16 protein-coding genes and 1 tRNA gene are annotated in these 16,976 nt (G+C 32.6%); 5 read left to right on the top strand and 12 right to left on the bottom strand.

Annotation, left to right across the window (positions count from 1 at the left end; genetic code table 11):
• Positions 1-750 carry a sugar phosphate isomerase/epimerase family protein gene (locus EDC42_RS01645; RefSeq protein ID WP_069574905.1) on the top strand — a complete coding sequence of 250 codons (750 nt, stop codon included), beginning with the start codon at positions 1-3 and terminating at the stop codon, positions 748-750.
• Here EDC42_RS01645 and EDC42_RS01650 read toward each other — a convergent pair.
• The 8 genes from EDC42_RS01650 to EDC42_RS01685 all read right to left on the bottom strand — a co-directional run bounded on the left by EDC42_RS01650 (position 747) and on the right by EDC42_RS01685 (position 11,317).
• Positions 747-3,068, bottom strand: coding sequence for a DEAD/DEAH box helicase (locus tag EDC42_RS01650; RefSeq protein WP_069574904.1), 2,322 nt, complete (start codon positions 3,066-3,068; stop codon positions 747-749). The two genes, EDC42_RS01645 and EDC42_RS01650, sit on opposite strands and share 4 nt — an antisense overlap.
• 107 nt (positions 3,069-3,175) lie before the next feature.
• Positions 3,176-4,687 (bottom strand): Mur ligase family protein, encoded by a 1,512-nt coding sequence (locus tag EDC42_RS01655; RefSeq protein WP_069574903.1) that lies wholly within the window; start codon positions 4,685-4,687, stop codon positions 3,176-3,178.
• Positions 4,680-6,065, bottom strand: coding sequence for a Mur ligase family protein (locus EDC42_RS01660; protein ID WP_069574902.1), 1,386 nt, complete (start codon positions 6,063-6,065; stop codon positions 4,680-4,682). Before EDC42_RS01660 ends, EDC42_RS01655 begins: the two co-directional genes overlap by 8 nt.
• An 82-nt stretch (positions 6,066-6,147) precedes the next feature.
• The gene (locus EDC42_RS01665; protein WP_281272113.1) at positions 6,148-7,335 is read right to left on the bottom strand and encodes an aconitase X catalytic domain-containing protein; all 1,188 of its coding nucleotides are present in this window, start codon (positions 7,333-7,335) and stop codon (positions 6,148-6,150) included.
• Position 7,336: 1 nt separating this feature from the next.
• Complete coding sequence (locus EDC42_RS01670) at positions 7,337-8,671, bottom strand: single-stranded-DNA-specific exonuclease RecJ (protein ID WP_069574900.1); 1,335 nt, start codon at positions 8,669-8,671, stop codon at positions 7,337-7,339.
• Entirely contained in the window at positions 8,661-9,059 is a 399-nt protein-coding gene (locus EDC42_RS01675; RefSeq protein ID WP_069574899.1) for a 30S ribosomal protein S15, read from the bottom strand. Before EDC42_RS01675 ends, EDC42_RS01670 begins: the two co-directional genes overlap by 11 nt.
• A gap of 64 nt (positions 9,060-9,123) precedes the next feature.
• Positions 9,124-9,675 (bottom strand): XTP/dITP diphosphatase, encoded by a 552-nt coding sequence (locus EDC42_RS01680; RefSeq protein ID WP_069574898.1) that lies wholly within the window; start codon positions 9,673-9,675, stop codon positions 9,124-9,126.
• Positions 9,676-9,718: 43 nt separating this feature from the next.
• A complete protein-coding gene (locus EDC42_RS01685) occupies positions 9,719-11,317 on the bottom strand; it encodes a bifunctional N(6)-L-threonylcarbamoyladenine synthase/serine/threonine protein kinase (RefSeq protein WP_083234867.1) in 1,599 nt (532 codons plus the stop codon).
• An 81-nt stretch (positions 11,318-11,398) separates the two neighbouring features.
• On the opposite strand from EDC42_RS01685, the gene EDC42_RS01690 reads away from it, so the two are divergent.
• Positions 11,399-11,899 carry a hypothetical protein gene (locus EDC42_RS01690; protein WP_069574896.1) on the top strand — a complete coding sequence of 167 codons (501 nt, stop codon included), beginning with the start codon at positions 11,399-11,401 and terminating at the stop codon, positions 11,897-11,899.
• Complete coding sequence (gene cobT, locus EDC42_RS01695) at positions 11,892-12,953, top strand: nicotinate mononucleotide-dependent phosphoribosyltransferase CobT (RefSeq protein WP_069574895.1); 1,062 nt, start codon at positions 11,892-11,894, stop codon at positions 12,951-12,953. The genes EDC42_RS01690 and cobT overlap by 8 nt, the downstream gene beginning before the upstream one ends.
• Before the next feature lie 23 nt (positions 12,954-12,976).
• On the opposite strand, the gene uppP is transcribed toward cobT, so the two are convergent.
• Complete coding sequence (uppP, locus tag EDC42_RS01700) at positions 12,977-13,810, bottom strand: undecaprenyl-diphosphatase UppP (protein ID WP_069574894.1); 834 nt, start codon at positions 13,808-13,810, stop codon at positions 12,977-12,979.
• Positions 13,811-13,822: 12 nt separating this feature from the next.
• Positions 13,823-14,746: a branched-chain amino acid transaminase gene (locus EDC42_RS01705; RefSeq protein WP_069574893.1), complete on the bottom strand. Its 924-nt coding sequence runs from the start codon at positions 14,744-14,746 to the stop codon at positions 13,823-13,825.
• A 124-nt stretch (positions 14,747-14,870) separates the two neighbouring features.
• On the opposite strand from EDC42_RS01705, the gene EDC42_RS01710 reads away from it, so the two are divergent.
• Both EDC42_RS01710 and EDC42_RS01715 read left to right on the top strand, forming a co-directional pair.
• Positions 14,871-14,942, top strand: a tRNA-Val gene (locus EDC42_RS01710).
• A gap of 266 nt (positions 14,943-15,208) precedes the next feature.
• Entirely contained in the window at positions 15,209-16,036 is an 828-nt protein-coding gene (locus EDC42_RS01715; protein WP_069574892.1) for a F420-dependent methylenetetrahydromethanopterin dehydrogenase, read from the top strand.
• A gap of 117 nt (positions 16,037-16,153) precedes the next feature.
• Here the strand turns inward: EDC42_RS01715 and hisB are convergent, their stop codons facing one another.
• Both hisB and EDC42_RS01725 read right to left on the bottom strand, forming a co-directional pair.
• A complete protein-coding gene (gene hisB, locus EDC42_RS01720) occupies positions 16,154-16,732 on the bottom strand; it encodes an imidazoleglycerol-phosphate dehydratase HisB (RefSeq protein ID WP_069574891.1) in 579 nt (192 codons plus the stop codon).
• A gap of 47 nt (positions 16,733-16,779) precedes the next feature.
• A complete protein-coding gene (locus EDC42_RS01725) occupies positions 16,780-16,971 on the bottom strand; it encodes a 4Fe-4S binding protein (protein WP_069574890.1) in 192 nt (63 codons plus the stop codon).
• Positions 16,972-16,976 lie beyond the last annotated feature (5 nt).

Here is a 16,976-nt window from a genome sequence, read left to right on the forward strand (position 1 = left end):
ATGAAAATTGGAGCATCAACACTTGCAGGAATAGAATATAAATTAGAAAATACTTTAGAATTTATTGAAGATTTAGGACTGAATTATGCTGAATTAGTGCACCAATTTCCTAATGAAAGTATTGATGTTGAATTATTAGAAAATTTTAATCTAAAATATTCAATTCACACACCTTTTATGGATGTTAATATTGCAAGTTTACAAAATCAGAGCAGAATAAATGCAATCAATCAAATTAAATCCTCATTTAAACTCGCAAATAAAATTGACTGCGAATCGGTTGTCATACATCCTGGAACTATTCCCTTTTTAGCAAACAAATACTTTAGAAGCAAAGTTATTGATGTTGCTAATAAATCGATGATCGAACTTGGAGGATATGGAGAAGATTTAGGAGTACAAACTACTTTTGAAAATATGCCCCAGTTTGACAATATGATTTACAGCAATATCGAAAAATTACATGAATTTCTAACAGACAACAACCTCTCAATGACTTTAGACATTGGTCATGCTAAACATGCAGGATATTCGTCAGAGGAAATGTATTTTGATTCCATTAAACACATACACATCCATGATAATTTTGGTGATGATGACACACACCTTGCATTAGGTGAGGGGTCAATTGATTTAAACCATATAGTAAACACTTTAGAGAAAAATAATTACGATGGCATCTACATCATTGAAGTAAATAACTATGATTCCATCAAAAAAAGTTACGAATATATGAAAAAGAACTTTTAGAGAAGCCTTTTTTCTTTAATTTCCTTTTCAAAATAAAGGTATTTTGAATCAATTACCTTTCTAATATTTTCTGCTGTTTTTTTACCAATACCTTCAACTTCCTGAAGGTCACTTTCACTTGCATTTATTATTTTTCCAACACTACCGAAATGAGCAAGCAAATTTTTAGCATTAACAGGACCAATATTCGGTAAAGACTCGACAATGAACAGTTGTTGTTCCAACATGCTTACAGGTTTTTTATCTGTTCTAATCTGAATAGGAGTCCTTTCACCATTTTGTTCACGAACTGCAATTCTTTTAATCATTGCAGCAGTATCCTGAGCATTTCTTGTTGGAATAATGCTAATGCCAAAATCAATTGCAATTGATGCTAATGATCCGCGAATTGCATTTGGATTAACCATACCAGCATATAAATCATCACCTTCAAGAATCAATAAAGGACGTTTAAATTCCTCTGATAATTCACGAGCTTGTTTAAATAATCTTTTATCAATAATTGAATCAACAAAATCTTTTGCTGTTTTTCTCTCAATTGCCACTTCATCACTTACCTGATAATCAGCAACAGCCATTGAATTAACTTTAACATCAATTTCCATTTCAGTTAAGTGCCTAATTACTTTTGAATTACCTTCACGGGAATCCGCATAAACAATTGGAAAATTGTTTTCTTTTTTAGGCTTTTCAATGACTTTTACATTTCTTTGATTTTCCATACGTTCAATTGCAGATGCATTTAACTCTTCTAAAACATCCGGATCTATTAATTGATTTTTCATACGGCTTTCTTTATTGACACTGGTCCAGTAATAAGCTTCATCCCTTGTTCCATTAGTCATCAATACTTTTACACGACCAGTTCTTTTACGGCCAGTTCTTCCACGTCTTTGAATCATACGTACTTCAGAGGGAACTGGCTCATATAATATAACCAAATCCACAGCAGGAATATCAATGCCCTCTTCAGCCACACTGGTAGATATCAAAACATCATATTCCCCCATTTTAAATGATTTGATAATCGCTTTTTGCTGTTTTTGAGTTAAACCTTTTTCACCATCTTTTGACGCTTGTCCAAAGAATTTAACTGATTTAATTCCTTCTTTTTCAAGTTTCTGATGAATCATCTCAAGAGTATCACGATATTGAGTAAATACCATAATTTTAGATGCATTCTTATCATTCTTATCATCAAAACGATTAGTAGTCAATTTAAGTTGACCATCACTTTCTCCCAATTCCTTTTTGATGATTTTTGTAATTTCTCCTAATTTTGGATGCTCCCACCCATGCTTTTCAGCTTCCCTTGCCAATTTAATAGCACGGCTAAAATTATCATCCCACATTAATGATTTAGCGGCTTTAGTTTTCTTTTTACGTAGCCTTGCAACATATTTATTAAATGTTTGAACACCCTGAGTTTCGATTAACTCCTGAGCATGTTGAATATTAATAACAGCACTTAAAATAGAAATAGCCTGAAATAAATCTTTATCAGGATTAGTGGATCTTGCAATCTCGCCTTGAACTTTTCCCCTTGCTTTTAAAATATCAACTTTTCCAACAGATACGGTTCTAATAATTCCCATATTTTTCAAAGCTTTGAGTCTTATTTTTAGAGATTTATCTACATATCCTTTAATTTTCTCAATTTCACTACTCATCTTTACTCTAACCCAATCCAGTTCTACTGGATTAAAGTAAGGTTTCACATCAGCATCCTCTTCTGTTTTAACAACAATGTTTTGAATGTATAAATTCTCACAAACTTCTTTGATTTTAAGTTTATCTGAACCTGGAGAAGCAGTAAGAGCTAAAATTAGATTAAACTTAGATTCCTGAACATATCGAGACGCCAGATATACATAAGAATAAGATCCGACACCATGATGACATTCATCAAATACCATTAAAGAAACACTACTCAAATCATAACGTCCATTTAATAAGTCAGACTCAACAGTTTGAGGTGTTGCAGAAATTATTCTTGATTCTTCCCATCTTTTAACTCTCTCTTCTGGCTTAATAGCACCAGTTATTGAAGCGCATGGGAGAGTAATAAACTCTTTAAAACTAGCTTCATGTTGAATTGCTAATGGTTTGGAAGGAGCTAAAATCAGTATTTTAGAATTTTTAACCTTCTGCAACCTATCTGCTGCAACTAAAACTGCCACAATTGTTTTACCTAAAGCAGTAGGTGCAACAACCATAGTGTTTCCTTTTTTTAAAACATCCCCTGCAAGCACTTGCTGATATAATCTTGATTCAATTGCATTCTCTTTCAATAGAGGATGAGAAATATAACTAGTCATAATACCAAACCTTAAATATTATCATATTACTCTTTGATATTTATAAAATGTTTAGTGAGAGCATTTGAAAAGTAATATTGCTTAGAAAGTAAATTTAAAAAATAGGATTATAAATCAAAAACAGCATTCTTGAATTTAGTAGCAGCTTCTCCAATAGCTATTACCATTTCACAATCCAAATTTAAAGCTTTTCTTAAACCATCCCGAACTTCATCTTCAGAAGCCCCAAGAGTTCCAGTTTTCTCAAAGTTATCAATATGGTTTAAAAATATCCTATCATTTAATTCGGGCTTTGATTTAAGTTTTTCAATTGCTATTTTTTGTGATGCAACTGATGCTGGAACAATGAATTTTGAAAATTTCAAAGCACTGTTAAATATATCAATATCCCCAACATATCCTGATTCAGATGAAACTGTAATTACAGTTGTAAAGTCTCCAAATAACTTTTTAAATTCTTTTAAAACTGTTTCTACACCTGCAGGATTATGTGCATAATCAACAAAAATATCTTTCCCTTTAACTTTTGCAACTTCTTCCATTCTTCCACTTACACCAGTGAAACTTGCAATTGTAGGTAAAATTTTATCATAAGGTAAGTCTAAGAATTTATGAGCTGCAATAATGACTCCAGTTAAATTGTATACATTGTGAAGTCCATCAACTCCCATCTTAACTGTTAATTTTTCAGTTGGAGTATGCAAATCAAAAGTTCTATTTTTTAAATCAATATTTGTTGCAATATAATCAGCTTGAGGAGTTGTAAGGCCGCATTTACAGAAGTAGTATCCGCAGCCCGAAATTATTTCTTTAACAGCAATTTCATTTCCGCATACACATTCTTTCATTCCAATTGAATCCGGGAGTTCATCAACCCCAAAGGTAATTACTTCTCCTTTAAAATCAAGTTCTCTTAAAAGTCCCATAATTGTTGGATCTTGTCCATTTACAATTAATTGACCAAGACCGAGTTCAGAAATGAATTCCGCTTTAACTTTTGCATAATCCATGAAACTTCCAAGATCATTTAAATGATCAGGAGTAATATTTGTAATTAAACCGCCGGACATTCCAGTATTTTTAACTATTCTTCCAATAGTTCCCGGAACACCAAAAGTTCCCACTTCAATAATTCCAACATCTCCATCCAATCTAGATTGTAAAATTGGAATAAACTCAGCATTACCTTGCATGCCTTCCAAATCATGTTCACATGGTTTAATTCCATTATCATAAGCAATTTTTTTAAGTAATGTAGTGGTGGTTGTCTTACCATTAGTACCAGTTATTCCAAAGACTGGTTTTTCAGATTGAATCATTTCAATTACATCATATAATTCAAAAATAGGTTTGTCCCCCATTTGTTTAAATAAACTAGAATCTTTAGATAAACTAGCAGGAGGAATTATATAATCTGCCTTTTTAAAGAAAGCTTCCGGAGCATTTCCGTAGAATACTTCAATATCATAACCTTCTAATGCTTTAGCAAACCGGCAATCCTTTTTGAAAGACAGATCAGTCCCGATAACATTATATCCTCTTTGTTTAAGAATCCTTGCTATTAAATTTCCGTTTGCTCCACAAACACCAATAACTCCGAAGGTTTTATTTTTATTCATACTTTTTACTTCCTCTTTCAAGTCCTTTAATAATTTTATCAACAGTAGTTAATCTATCATATGCTATAAGTGGCCCCATGTGTAAAATAACATCTCCAGGCTCGGAATATTTGAAAGTTAATTCAGCTGCTTTTTCTATTGTTTCAACAGCAACTTTTTCAATGTTTATATTAGTTATAGCATCTAAAATTTCATTTGCAGCATCCATTTCAACAGCCTGTGTAACCTCATTAAATCCGCTAGCTATAACTGCTTTAAGGTTATATTCACTTATTAGATTGCCAACTTCTGCCTTGTCCCTTACAGACAAGGTATCAAAATGATCTAAGAACAATACAACACTATCATCTTTAAAGTAATCAAGGGTAATTTTCATTCCATCATATAAAAACGCAGAATCCAAAATTACTTTTCTGCCATTATACTCCCCAACATCTTCCATATGCGCAGGCAAACCTTTAAATGCCTTTAAAGCATCGATGATATCTTTTTCATTAACTCCATATGTTAATGCAATAGAGGCTGCTGCAACAGAGTTTTCAAAGAAATAACTCATCATATTAAACGGTGTTGTAAATTCATTATCACCATAGGCAATAGTTAATGACTTATCACCAACAGTACCTTTAAAGTCAACATCTTCATCTAAAGCATAAAATATTGCATCATCACGGACTTTTTCAATTATATCATGACATGAATTATTTGATATGAAAATCTCACTCATTGCCTGCAATAACAGTTTACGTTTCTGATACTTTTCAAGAGAACCACCGAACTCTGATAAATGATCCTCTGCAATATTAGTTAAAAGACCAATTTTAATATTTAATTTGTTTAAAAGACCAATAGTACCATGAGGAAGTTCAAAAATAGCTATATCACATTCATTGACTTTACCTTTAACAATACCGTCAACAATAGCTTCTGAAACTAAATTATTTACAAGAGAAGAACATGACCACACTTTATATCCTGCTTGTTTAAATAAGCTAGTTGTAATAAAAGTAGTAGTTGTTTTTCCCATAGTTCCAGTAATTCCAATAATATCCACATCAATTAAATCATTTACGATTTTAGAGAATTCTTCATTAGTTAAAATTTTTAAGTCAGACTCATAAATTTTTTGAGCGATTGGAGCTGTTTCGGGCAAAGTAGGAGGCATATAAACAGCATCAAAACCTTCAACTGAAGGATTTTTGTTAGCCATATCTAATCTTACCCCTTCTTTTTCCATTTCAATTAAACTTCTTTGAAATTCTATTTTAAATTCAGAAATATCTTTTAAATCTGTTACAACAACATCATGACCCAAATAATTTAATAATCTTGCAACAGGCCTACTAGCATTTCCAGCACCAACAACTAAATAATTCATAAAAAAGTCTTCCCCACAGTTTGTATCAGTATAATATTTGAATCTTATTAAATTTAAGATTTTTTAAAAAAAAATAGAAAATTTATTTAAACTGTATTAAATTTTCCACATCATTATATACAACATCAAGTCCGCACATTGACGGAACATAGTTTGCCGCTTTTGCTGAGTTCACACCTATTACTTCAAAGCCCATATCTTCAATAGGAGCTACAACCATACAAGTATCACATACAATATTTCCACCTGCTTGTTCAATAATCTTAGTATAGCCCATTCTATCAGATGTTGCCTTTACACTTACGGACGTACAAATCCATAATTTATTTTTAATAGTTTTTCCTTGAACAATGCTAGCTACTTGTTTAATTTCATCAAGAGATGCATGAGGACATCCTAAACAAATTAAATCTGGTTTTTTATCAGTAGTGGATAATTTTTGGCGAGTTTCATTAATTTGATCTCTTGAAACAAACATGATATCTTCAACATCATCTTTTCCAGCATTTTTATGTTCGGGAGTTATATTTTCCATGTGATAAAGAGCAACTGAACCTGAAGATGCAAGTGCCGCCCCTAAAGTTTTTAAATCATTATTATTGGGAGAATTCATTAAATTGAAGTATGGAACTCCACCACCAACAAATTTACCAATAATATAACCTAATGCACCAAAATCTGCACCATTGATTTTGCAATCAACATTGACAATTAAATTAGCTTTCCTATTTTGCTCCAAGTGGAATCCATATAATGGAGTTTTACCGACAATAGCTGCCGCCAATGCCGCCGGACCACCTTCACGATTAGTCCTAGCTCCGATAACAGAATTAACAAATGCCACAGCAGATGATTCTGACCAGGACACATGATCTGCAAATCTTGGAACATTACCCACCAAATAGGGTGTACAAGTACAAGTTTTATAAATTCCCAGATTTGCATAAGCATCCACAATTTGATTTTGCTTAATTGCAAATTCTTCTGGAAAACCTAACTCTTTCCAGTTATCCAAATCAGTTCCTGGCGGGTTTAATGAAGCATTAATGGTAGCTTTACCTGATCCGTCACGAGCCAAATCTTCAAGATATTCTAAACCAGCATCTCCAATAGTTTTATATGAAACACCAGATACCTGTGCGGAAGTAATATCAACCAATTTAGAAGCACCATAGATATCCCCTAAAGCAACTAAGATATCCATGCTTTTTCTGATAGTTTCTCCAAACTCCCCATCACACATTTGTTCTTCTTTTTTTGTTAAAAACATATTAATCATTTGTTAATTGATATTCAACCATTTCATCAACTAGGTGTAGGAACTTATCTTTAAATTCATAAGCAACCATAGCACCCGCTGCGATGTCATGACCTCCTCCGGTACCACCAAAGTTGTTTGAAGAGTCTTGCAATGCTTTACCTAAATTAACTCCCTTTGCAACCATATTACGAGTGGTTCTGCCAGATATCTTAATATCCTTATGAAGCCTTGAAAGACCAATCACTGGTTTTGAATCATCCAATAATTCAACTGACAAACCTATACTTGCAATAGTACCCATCACAGACTTTAATACTTTATCTTCAGAATATAAGTACTGAATACTATTAAGCTGTTCAGCACCTTGTTTCTTAATCCATTCAAGACCTTTAACAATTTGATCCCTATATTGACTTTGTAATTTTAAAGCAGTGTCAAGTGCTTGATCACGTTCGCCAAGTGCAATACTTAAACCAAGGCCTTGTTTTTTGTTTTTACCGCATGCATCAAGAATATAAGAATACTCCTCCAGATCACGCAATAATGGTACTTCTTTTGGAACTGTATAACAATCTCCAAAAATATCCGGATTAATAGACATCAACGCTTCTTTTAATAAATCTTTCTCTTCGTCTTCCAAATCTGTGAATTTAATTCCATAAGACAAGTTCATACGTTCTAAAAATTCACGTGCACCCTCAAAATCTCCACTAATCTTAGGAAGAGGAGGTGAAAAAGTATAAGCTAAAGATTTAAAAATTGGTTCAGATGATTTGGAAACAATTTTCAACCCTTCATGAATTTCTAAAGTTCCGCTTTCAATAGCATCATCAACAATTAGTTTGTTTACTCCAGTAAATCCATTTTGTCCTTGCATATCACCAAATGCACCGATTAAAGCAAAATAAGCTAAATGTTTTTTATCAAGCCCGCGAATAGTAAGATAACTTGAACCTGCACCACATAAATCTTTACTACCATCTATTCCAAACAAATGAGGATTCAAGTGTACAACATTGCTTTCCGCTTCAGTATCATTTACTTGATGATGATCTGCAACAATAACATCATGTTTATATGTGTTGAATTCTTTAATAAATGGACTTCCCATGTCTGAGAATATGAATAAATCATATTTTTCATGCCTTAATTGATTTACAATATCACCTTTAAGACGAGGAATAATTGTAGTATGGAATTGTACATCCTCTTCGGCAAGAGCATTCGCTAATACGGCTGCAGAGGATATTCCATCCGCATCGTTATGAGAAATTATTCTTATAACGTCATCATTTTCAATATGCTCCTTGAGCATATCTGTTGCTTCACTAGCCCTATTTAACAAGGAGTGCTGCTTCTTTTGGATTATATCTCCATCCTTCAGGTAATGCACCTTCACTTACATAGTAAGATGCTAATCTTCTGATTCTTGATTCGATGATAGTTAAACCTCTTTTAGAGTGTAAATCTTTAGGATTTTCAGATAAGTGATCTCTGATGTTAACAGCTCTTTTGATTAAATTTAATAAATCTTCCGGGTATTGTCCAGCTTGATCATTTCTTTTTAAAATTTGAGTGATTCTTTCACCAGTAACATCTTTAACAGATGGAATTCCATATTGATCTCTTAATACAATACCGATTTCAGAAGTGCTTTTACCTTCTTTGTTAAATTTTAAAATCATTTCTTCAATTTCTTCATCACTATAAGTTACCCATTCTGGTCTTGCCATAATATAACCTCTTTAATATTTATAAATAAGCCCAATTAGTATAAATTTAAAATCTTTAGAAAAATTATTCTTGACTAGAATACCATTTAATAAATTGTTCTAAAGAATTTTTTCTATGTGAAAATTGGTTTTTTTCCTCAGTTGTAAGTTCACCAAATGTTTTACCAAGACTTGGAACATAAAAAAGTGGATCAAAGGCAAACCCTAAATCTCCTCTTTCTTCAACTGCGATTTCACCTGATACCTTACCTAAAAAGATCTTGGGCTCAGAATTGGGAGCACAGTACCCAATAACTGACCTGAATTCGGCATAACGGTCATCAGTATCTGCTAATAACTTTAAAATTCCCTGATTTCCCAATGTATCTTGAACATAATGTGAATATGTTCCAGGAAATCCTTTTAAAGCTTTAATGAATAAACCAGCATCTTCAACAATCACAGGTTTATCAAGTTTACGACAGGCATATTCTGCACCTGATATAGCTACTTCCTCAAGAGTTCCTTGAGGTTCTTCATAACCTAAATCAATATGCTCTAAATTAATGTCATAATCTTTGAAAATATTCTCTGCTTCTTTAACTTTATGTTCATTACCAGTTATAAATGTTATCATATTTTTAAATATGATTTCATTTTTTTATATAGTTAATCCAAAATTAGTGGGTATATCTCCCACGTGACTCTATGTCAGATATTTTATTAACCATATTTTCATCACCATATCCCACCAATACGCAATCAAAATATTTCGATGCTAAATTATAATCAATACTCTGAAGAGATTTCTTTAAAACAAGCAAATCAACTGCTTTATCTTCATCTAAATTAGAATATTTTCCAAGACCAAAATCGATAAAAACCAATTTCCCATCCTGAAGCATCATATTTGATGAAGTAATATCCCCATGAATAATATCAGCAGCATGAAGTTTGGCAATTTCCACACCTATTTTAAATGCCAAATCCTCATCCATGACATCTTTAACCATTTTACCTTTAATTTCTTCCATCAAAATTGATTTTTCTTCTAAGTTAATATCATATAAAATAGGAGTTTTAACACCAGCACATTTTGCATCAGATAAAAGTTTAGCTTCCTCTTTTGTTCTTGCTCTTCTAATTTTATCATCAATTTCGGCGATTCTATACCCCTTAGGAATTCTGTCTTTTAGAACAGCTTTTTCACCCAAATAGTTACTTTTAACAATGTTAGATTCTGCACCTTTAGCAATCAAATCATCACTTAATTTTAAGTAGGTTTTAACATTATCAACCCACGGAATATCAACTTCATCAGTTCTAAACTTTTGAATAATACCAGTTTGAGATAAGTCCATAGATCCAAACTCACGAAACATCAAAAGACCCAACCATGCAATCATTACACCATTATCACCACAAAGTTTCATCTCAGGCATATAAAATTTAGCACCATGCTCCTCAGACATTGTGTTAAGCATTTCCCTTAGTCTTGAATTAGCTGCAACACCACCACACAACATTACTTCATCTTTCTGAGTATGGGAAAGAGCACGTTCTGTTACTTCAACAAGCATTGAAAAAGCAGTTTCCTGAAGTGAAAAACAAATGTCTTCAATAGGAGTTCCTTTTTTAGCTTCCCTTAACGCAGCAGACAATAATCCTGAAAATGAAAAGTCCATTCCTTTTACAACATAAGGCAAATCAATATAAGACCCCTGTTTAGATAATTTTTCAATAACTGGACCACCGGGATGACCCAAACCAGTTTCACGGCCAAAATGATCAAGGCAATTACCAATAGCTATGTCTAAGGTTTCACCAAAAATCCTATATCTTCCACTTTCATGAGCAATAACTTGACTATTTCCACCGCTTACATAAAGAGAAACCGGATTTACAGCACCAGTATCAAGTTTTCCAACTTCAACATGAGCAATACAATGATTTACACCAATTATTGGTTTTTTAAGAGATAATGCGAGACTACGGGCCGAAGTTGCAACAATTCTTAAACCCGGACCCAAGCCAGGGCCTTGTGAAAAAGATATCATATCAATATCCTCATATGAAAGTCCAGATTCTTCAATAGCCTGAGGAATTAATTTAGGAATCCATTCTGCATGATGTTCTGCCGCCATTCTTGGATGAATACCACCTTCCTCTGGAAATAATTGATTTCCAGTCATAGCCAATATATTGCCATCACCATCAACAATACCTACACCTGTTTTTTCTGCAGTTCCTTCAATTCCTAAACATATCAAAATAATCAACTAAAAAAATTTAATTAATTAGTATATTACTTTTTAAAAATATAAAAATATTTTTTAAATCTAAAAAACATAACAATAAATATGGGATTTTATAACGCTAATACTCCAGAACAGAAAAGAGTTAAAAAATTAACAGGAGATATTAACATCAGTGATCTGTTTAAAAACGAATGTAAAACCCGTGGAATTGCAATTTATAATGCTTATAATATTCAAAAAAGATTATTGCACGAGGTAGAACAAGAACAACTTCATGGTGTTAAAGAAGTAGATGATAGATTAATGGAATTACTTGACGAAAGGGGAAAAAATAAAGTAACACATAGATATGTTGATTTCATTTCCAATGAAGATAGTGCATCAAAAGGAATTATACCCCAAAAAACAAATGAACAAAATCCACTTCCTCCAAATCAAATTAGAATTCCACCAAGAGCAAGAGACGGAAAACAATTCTTAAATGATGATGAATTACCAGAAATAGAAATGTTAAAGAAAATCATGCTACAAAATAAAAAGATTATTAATCAAAATAAAATAATTTTAGAACAGTTGAGGAAACTTGGTGAAAAAGATGATTGATGGAATAAAAACATATGGATCAACTGAACTTATTGAAAAACTGCAGGAATGTGATGACCCAGTATTCTTACTTACAATAGGAACGACTGATACTTCAACAATTCCAGATATTTCAGGAGCTGGCGCAACACCTGAATTAACAGTATTTACACCAGCAGCAGATGCTGAATTTTTAGTTTTAGGAGAAGTCCATTGTACCCGAACTGCAGCCGAAACAGTTGTTGATGGTGCGGCAGCACCAACACCTGCAAGACTTACAAAAGCGGCACTCCAGCTTTCAAATATCCCATTTGTTATTATTGATGCAGGTTCAAAAGTTAAAGCAGACGTATCATATTACAGTTTTGGAAAAGAACATGGGAGAGATATAAGAACTGGAGAAGGTATTTTAAATCCATTAGAAATTATTGAAAATGGAAAAGATTTAGGTAATGAGCTATCTAGAAGACATGAAATGCTCATCATTGGTGAAAGCATACCTGCAGGAACAACAACAGCACTAGGAGTTTTAAAAGCCTTAGGTTATGAAGCTAATGAAAAAGTTAGTGGAAGTATGCCTCACAATCCACATGATTTAAAATCAAAAGTTGTTGATGAAGGTTTGAGAAATGCTGGAATAATACCCGGTGAAGCAGATGCCATACAAGTGATTGGTGCTGTAGGAGATCCGACAATTCCTGCAATTGCAGGTCTTGTGTTAGGTTCTGATATTCCAATTATTTTAGCAGGCGGGACACAAATGGCAGCAACATGTGCTGTAATAAAATCAATTCAGCCAAACTTTGATTTTTCAAGAATTAATTTAGCTACTACAGTATTTGTTGCAGCTGATGAAACTGCAGATTTATTCGGTATTTTAAATCAGATTGACAGCAGCATTACTGTTCATGTAGTAGATCCTAAATTTGAAGATTCAAAACATGAAGGATTAAAAAATTATTTAACTGGATTTGTTAAAGAAGGTGCAGGTGCTGGAGGAATGATGTTTACAGCACTTGTTTTAGGAAGTTCTGTTGAAGAATTAAGAGAAAAAATAGAAAAAGTATGTAAATAGAGATATTAATCTCTATTTTAATTTTAAAATATATGGGAAATTGATCCCATAAACACTATAATACCCATCAGCCAGCAATAATATGCAAAGATATCCAAGCTTCTGTTTTTAATTAAATCCAACATCCATTTAATAGCCAGATATCCTGCAAGTATAGATACAATAAAACCTATGAAAACCGGTAAAAAGTTAACATCCATTGCAGAACCTATGTCTTTTAATTTAAAAATGAATGCTCCAAAAATTGCTGGAATGGATAAAATAAAACTGAATTTAGCAGCGAACTCTTTATCAAGACCCATTACCAAACCTGCTGCGATTGTAGTTCCTGAACGTGAAAGACCCGGCAATATTGCACATGCCTGACCTAATCCCATTACCAATGCCTCAACCTTAGACATGTTATTCATGTTAATCTTTCCACTATTCATTCTTTGAGACAAATAAAGAATAGTACCAGTTACAAATAAAAAGAATGCCGGAACATAAAGTGCGCCTGCAAATAATGATTCTATTGCATCATCAAATAAGACTCCAACAATACCAACTGGAATAGTTGCTAAAATAACATACCATGCAAGTCTCTTATAAGGATCATCATAAAAACCTTGTTTAAATCTTCCTTGCAATAAATCACCAATACTCAACCACCAAGATTTAAGCATTTTAATTATGTCCCAACGGAAGAACCAAAGAACAGCAATCAATGTTCCCAAATGAAGTAAAACATCAAATGTAAGAGAACTTTCAACACCCACTAATTTTTGAGCGAATACTAAATGTGCTGAGCTACTAACTGGTAAAAATTCAGTTAACCCTTGAACAATACCAATTATTATAGCCTGTAATATATCCATAATTTACACCGCTTAGATGTAAGATAACCAACCATATTTATCTTCTACTTTAGCTTCCACAATCTCGAAGAAAGCAGTTTGTAGTTTTTCAGAAATTGGTCCCCTTTTACCTATACCTATAGTTCTGTGATCAATTGAACGGATCGGAGTTACTTCAGCTGCAGTTCCTGTAAAAAATACTTCATTAGCAGAGTATAATCTTTCTCTTGAAATAACTTCTTCAATAACTTCATAACCCAAATCACGTGCAACAGTCATTATAGAATCTCTTGTAATACCTTTAAGGTTTGATGATGACATTGCTGGAGTGAATAGTTTTTCATCTTCAACAAGGAAGATATTTTCCCCACTTCCTTCGGAAACATGCCCCTCATAATCAAGCATGATAGCCTCATCATATCCATTATCAATAGCTTCGAGTTTTGCTAATTGGGAGTTCATATAATTTGCACCACATTTTGCAAGTGCTGGGAAGGTATCAGGTGCCGGTTTTCTCCAAGAAGATACTCCAATATCCACACCATTTGCCATTCCTTCTTCACCCAAATAGGATCCCCATTCCCAAGCAGCAATAACTACATTAACAGGACAGCTTGAAGGATCTACACCTAATTGTCCATATCCTTTAAATGCAATAGGACGAATATAACATCCATTTAAATCATTTACACGAACAACTTCTAAAATTGCTTCTTGAATTTCTTCTTGTGTAAATGGAATTTCCATTTTATATATTTTTGCGGAATCAAATAAACGTTGTACATGTTCTTTTAAACGGAATACCGCTACACCATTTTCATTTTTATATGCACGAATTCCTTCAAAAACACTTGTACCATAGTGGACCACATGAGAAAGTACATGAATTTTTGCATCTTTCCAATCAACCATGTCTCCATCTACCCAAATTTTACTAGCTGTGTCATCCCATGCCATTATATCACTTCTATAATATTTTTATATTATGTAATTATGTTTTTATTATATATTAAAATTTACTTTGTTCAAATTTGAAAAAAGGAAAGATATATATACTATTAATTTCATAACATTACATGTTGGTTCCGTGGTCTAGTGGTATGATACCTCCCTTACAAGGAGGGGATCACGAGTTCGAATCTCGTCGGAACCACTCTCTAATTTTTAAAATATTATTACTTAAAGACAATATTTTTGCCTATTCAAAAGTAAAATTTAACATGAAACATGTATAATTATAAAATTCTTTTTCTTAAAAAAATCTTAAATCAATAGCCAATAGTATATATTTTTATTAAATAAATTAAAAAATGAACAATATTTTATAAAATACGTACTAAAATGATTAACAATAACAAATAATAAAATTTAAATAGTTTTCTAACTAAAATTAGTATTATCGAAAAAGGAGACTTAATTATGGTAGTTAAAATTGCTATTATTAAAAGTGGTAATATTGGTACTTCACCAGTAATTGACCTATTGTTAGATGAAAGAGCAGACAGACCAAATATCGATGTAAGAACATTTGGATCTGGAGCAAAAATGAACCCTGAACAAGTAGAAGACGTTGTACCTAAAATAGATGCATTCGAACCTGATTTTGCAATCTTTATCAGCCCAAACCCAGGAGCACCTGGTCCTGCTAAGGCAAGAGAAATGTTATCTGAAAAAGATATTCCTGCAATTATCGTTGGTGACGCACCTGGTAAAGGTAAAAAAGATGAAATGGATGAACAAGGATTAGGTTACATCATCGTTATGTCTGACCCAATGATTGGTGCAAAAAGAGAATGGTTAGACCCAACTGAAATGGCTATCTTCAACTCCGACATCTTAAAAGTATTAGCTGAAACTGGAGCATTAAGATTAGTCCAACAAACTATTGATACTGTAATCGAACAAGCTGAAGCAGGTGAAATCGAATTACCTAAACTTATAGTAACTGCTGAAAAAGCTGCTGAAGCAGGTGGATTCGCAAACCCTTACGCAAAAGCAAAAGCTATTGCTGCATATGAAATGGCTGGATCCGTTGCAAACTTAGACATGAAAGGTTGTTTCATGACCAAAGGTTTCGAAAACTTCATCCCATTAGTAGCTGCTGCTCACGAAATTGCTGCATGTGCTGCTAAATTAGCTCAAGAAGCAAGAGAAATTGAAAAAGCTAATGATACTGTTTTAAGAACCCCTCACATGAAAGAAGGAAACCTTGGTTCTAAAACTGACTTAATCTCAAAACCAGAATAAGTAGTTTTTCACTACTTTTCTTTTTTATTTTTTTAATAAACCATAAAAACCATTTAAAATGTAAACTAATTTTTAAAAATAAGCTCTATAAAATAAAAAAGATAGCTAATTTAATAGCTATAAAACACCTTTTGTCGATGGAATCTGATTGTGCTCAATTTTGATTGCTTCTTTAATAGATTTTGCAAATGCTTTAAAAACAGCTTCAGCCTTATGATGATCATTTGCACCTTCAACAGTACCATAGATATTTAATTTGGCAGAACCGGCAAAAGATTCAAAAAAATGAATTACAACATCAGAGGTCATATCCCCTATTTTTTCATTTTTAAATTTCAAGTCCATATTACAATAGCTACGTCCACTAATATCTATTGCTATTGTTGCTACTGATTCATCCATTGGAACAATAGAATGTGCCATTCTTTTAATTCCCTTTTTATCACCAATAGCCTTGTTAAATGCTTCACCAAGTAATATTCCAACATCTTCAATTGTGTGGTGGTCATCGATTTCAATATCCCCTCTGGCTTGAACATCCAAATCAATCATACTGTGCTTTGAAAACGATTCTAACATGTGATTAAAGAAGTTCACACCAGTTGAAATATTATATTTGCCTGTACCATCAAGATTCATTTTAATATTAATGTCAGTTTCAGATGTCTTTCTTGAAACATTTATATTCCTAGTCATAATTTAACCTATAAAATAATTAATTCAGCTTAAATAATTCATATAGTTCAACCATTACGTTCAATTTTAATGCATTGTGTAGGGCATTCCATTGCACATAAAGTACAAACATGACAATATCTTAAATCCAATATATGTGCAACGTCCTTAACTTTCCAAATTTTAGCAGATTTTGGACAAATCTCAGCACAATTTCCACAACCAATACACTTTTCTTCATCAACTAAAATTTGTAACATTTAAT

This window comes from Methanobrevibacter gottschalkii DSM 11977 (genome assembly GCF_003814835.1).
Taxonomy (GTDB): Archaea; Methanobacteriota; Methanobacteria; order Methanobacteriales; family Methanobacteriaceae; genus Methanocatella; species Methanocatella gottschalkii.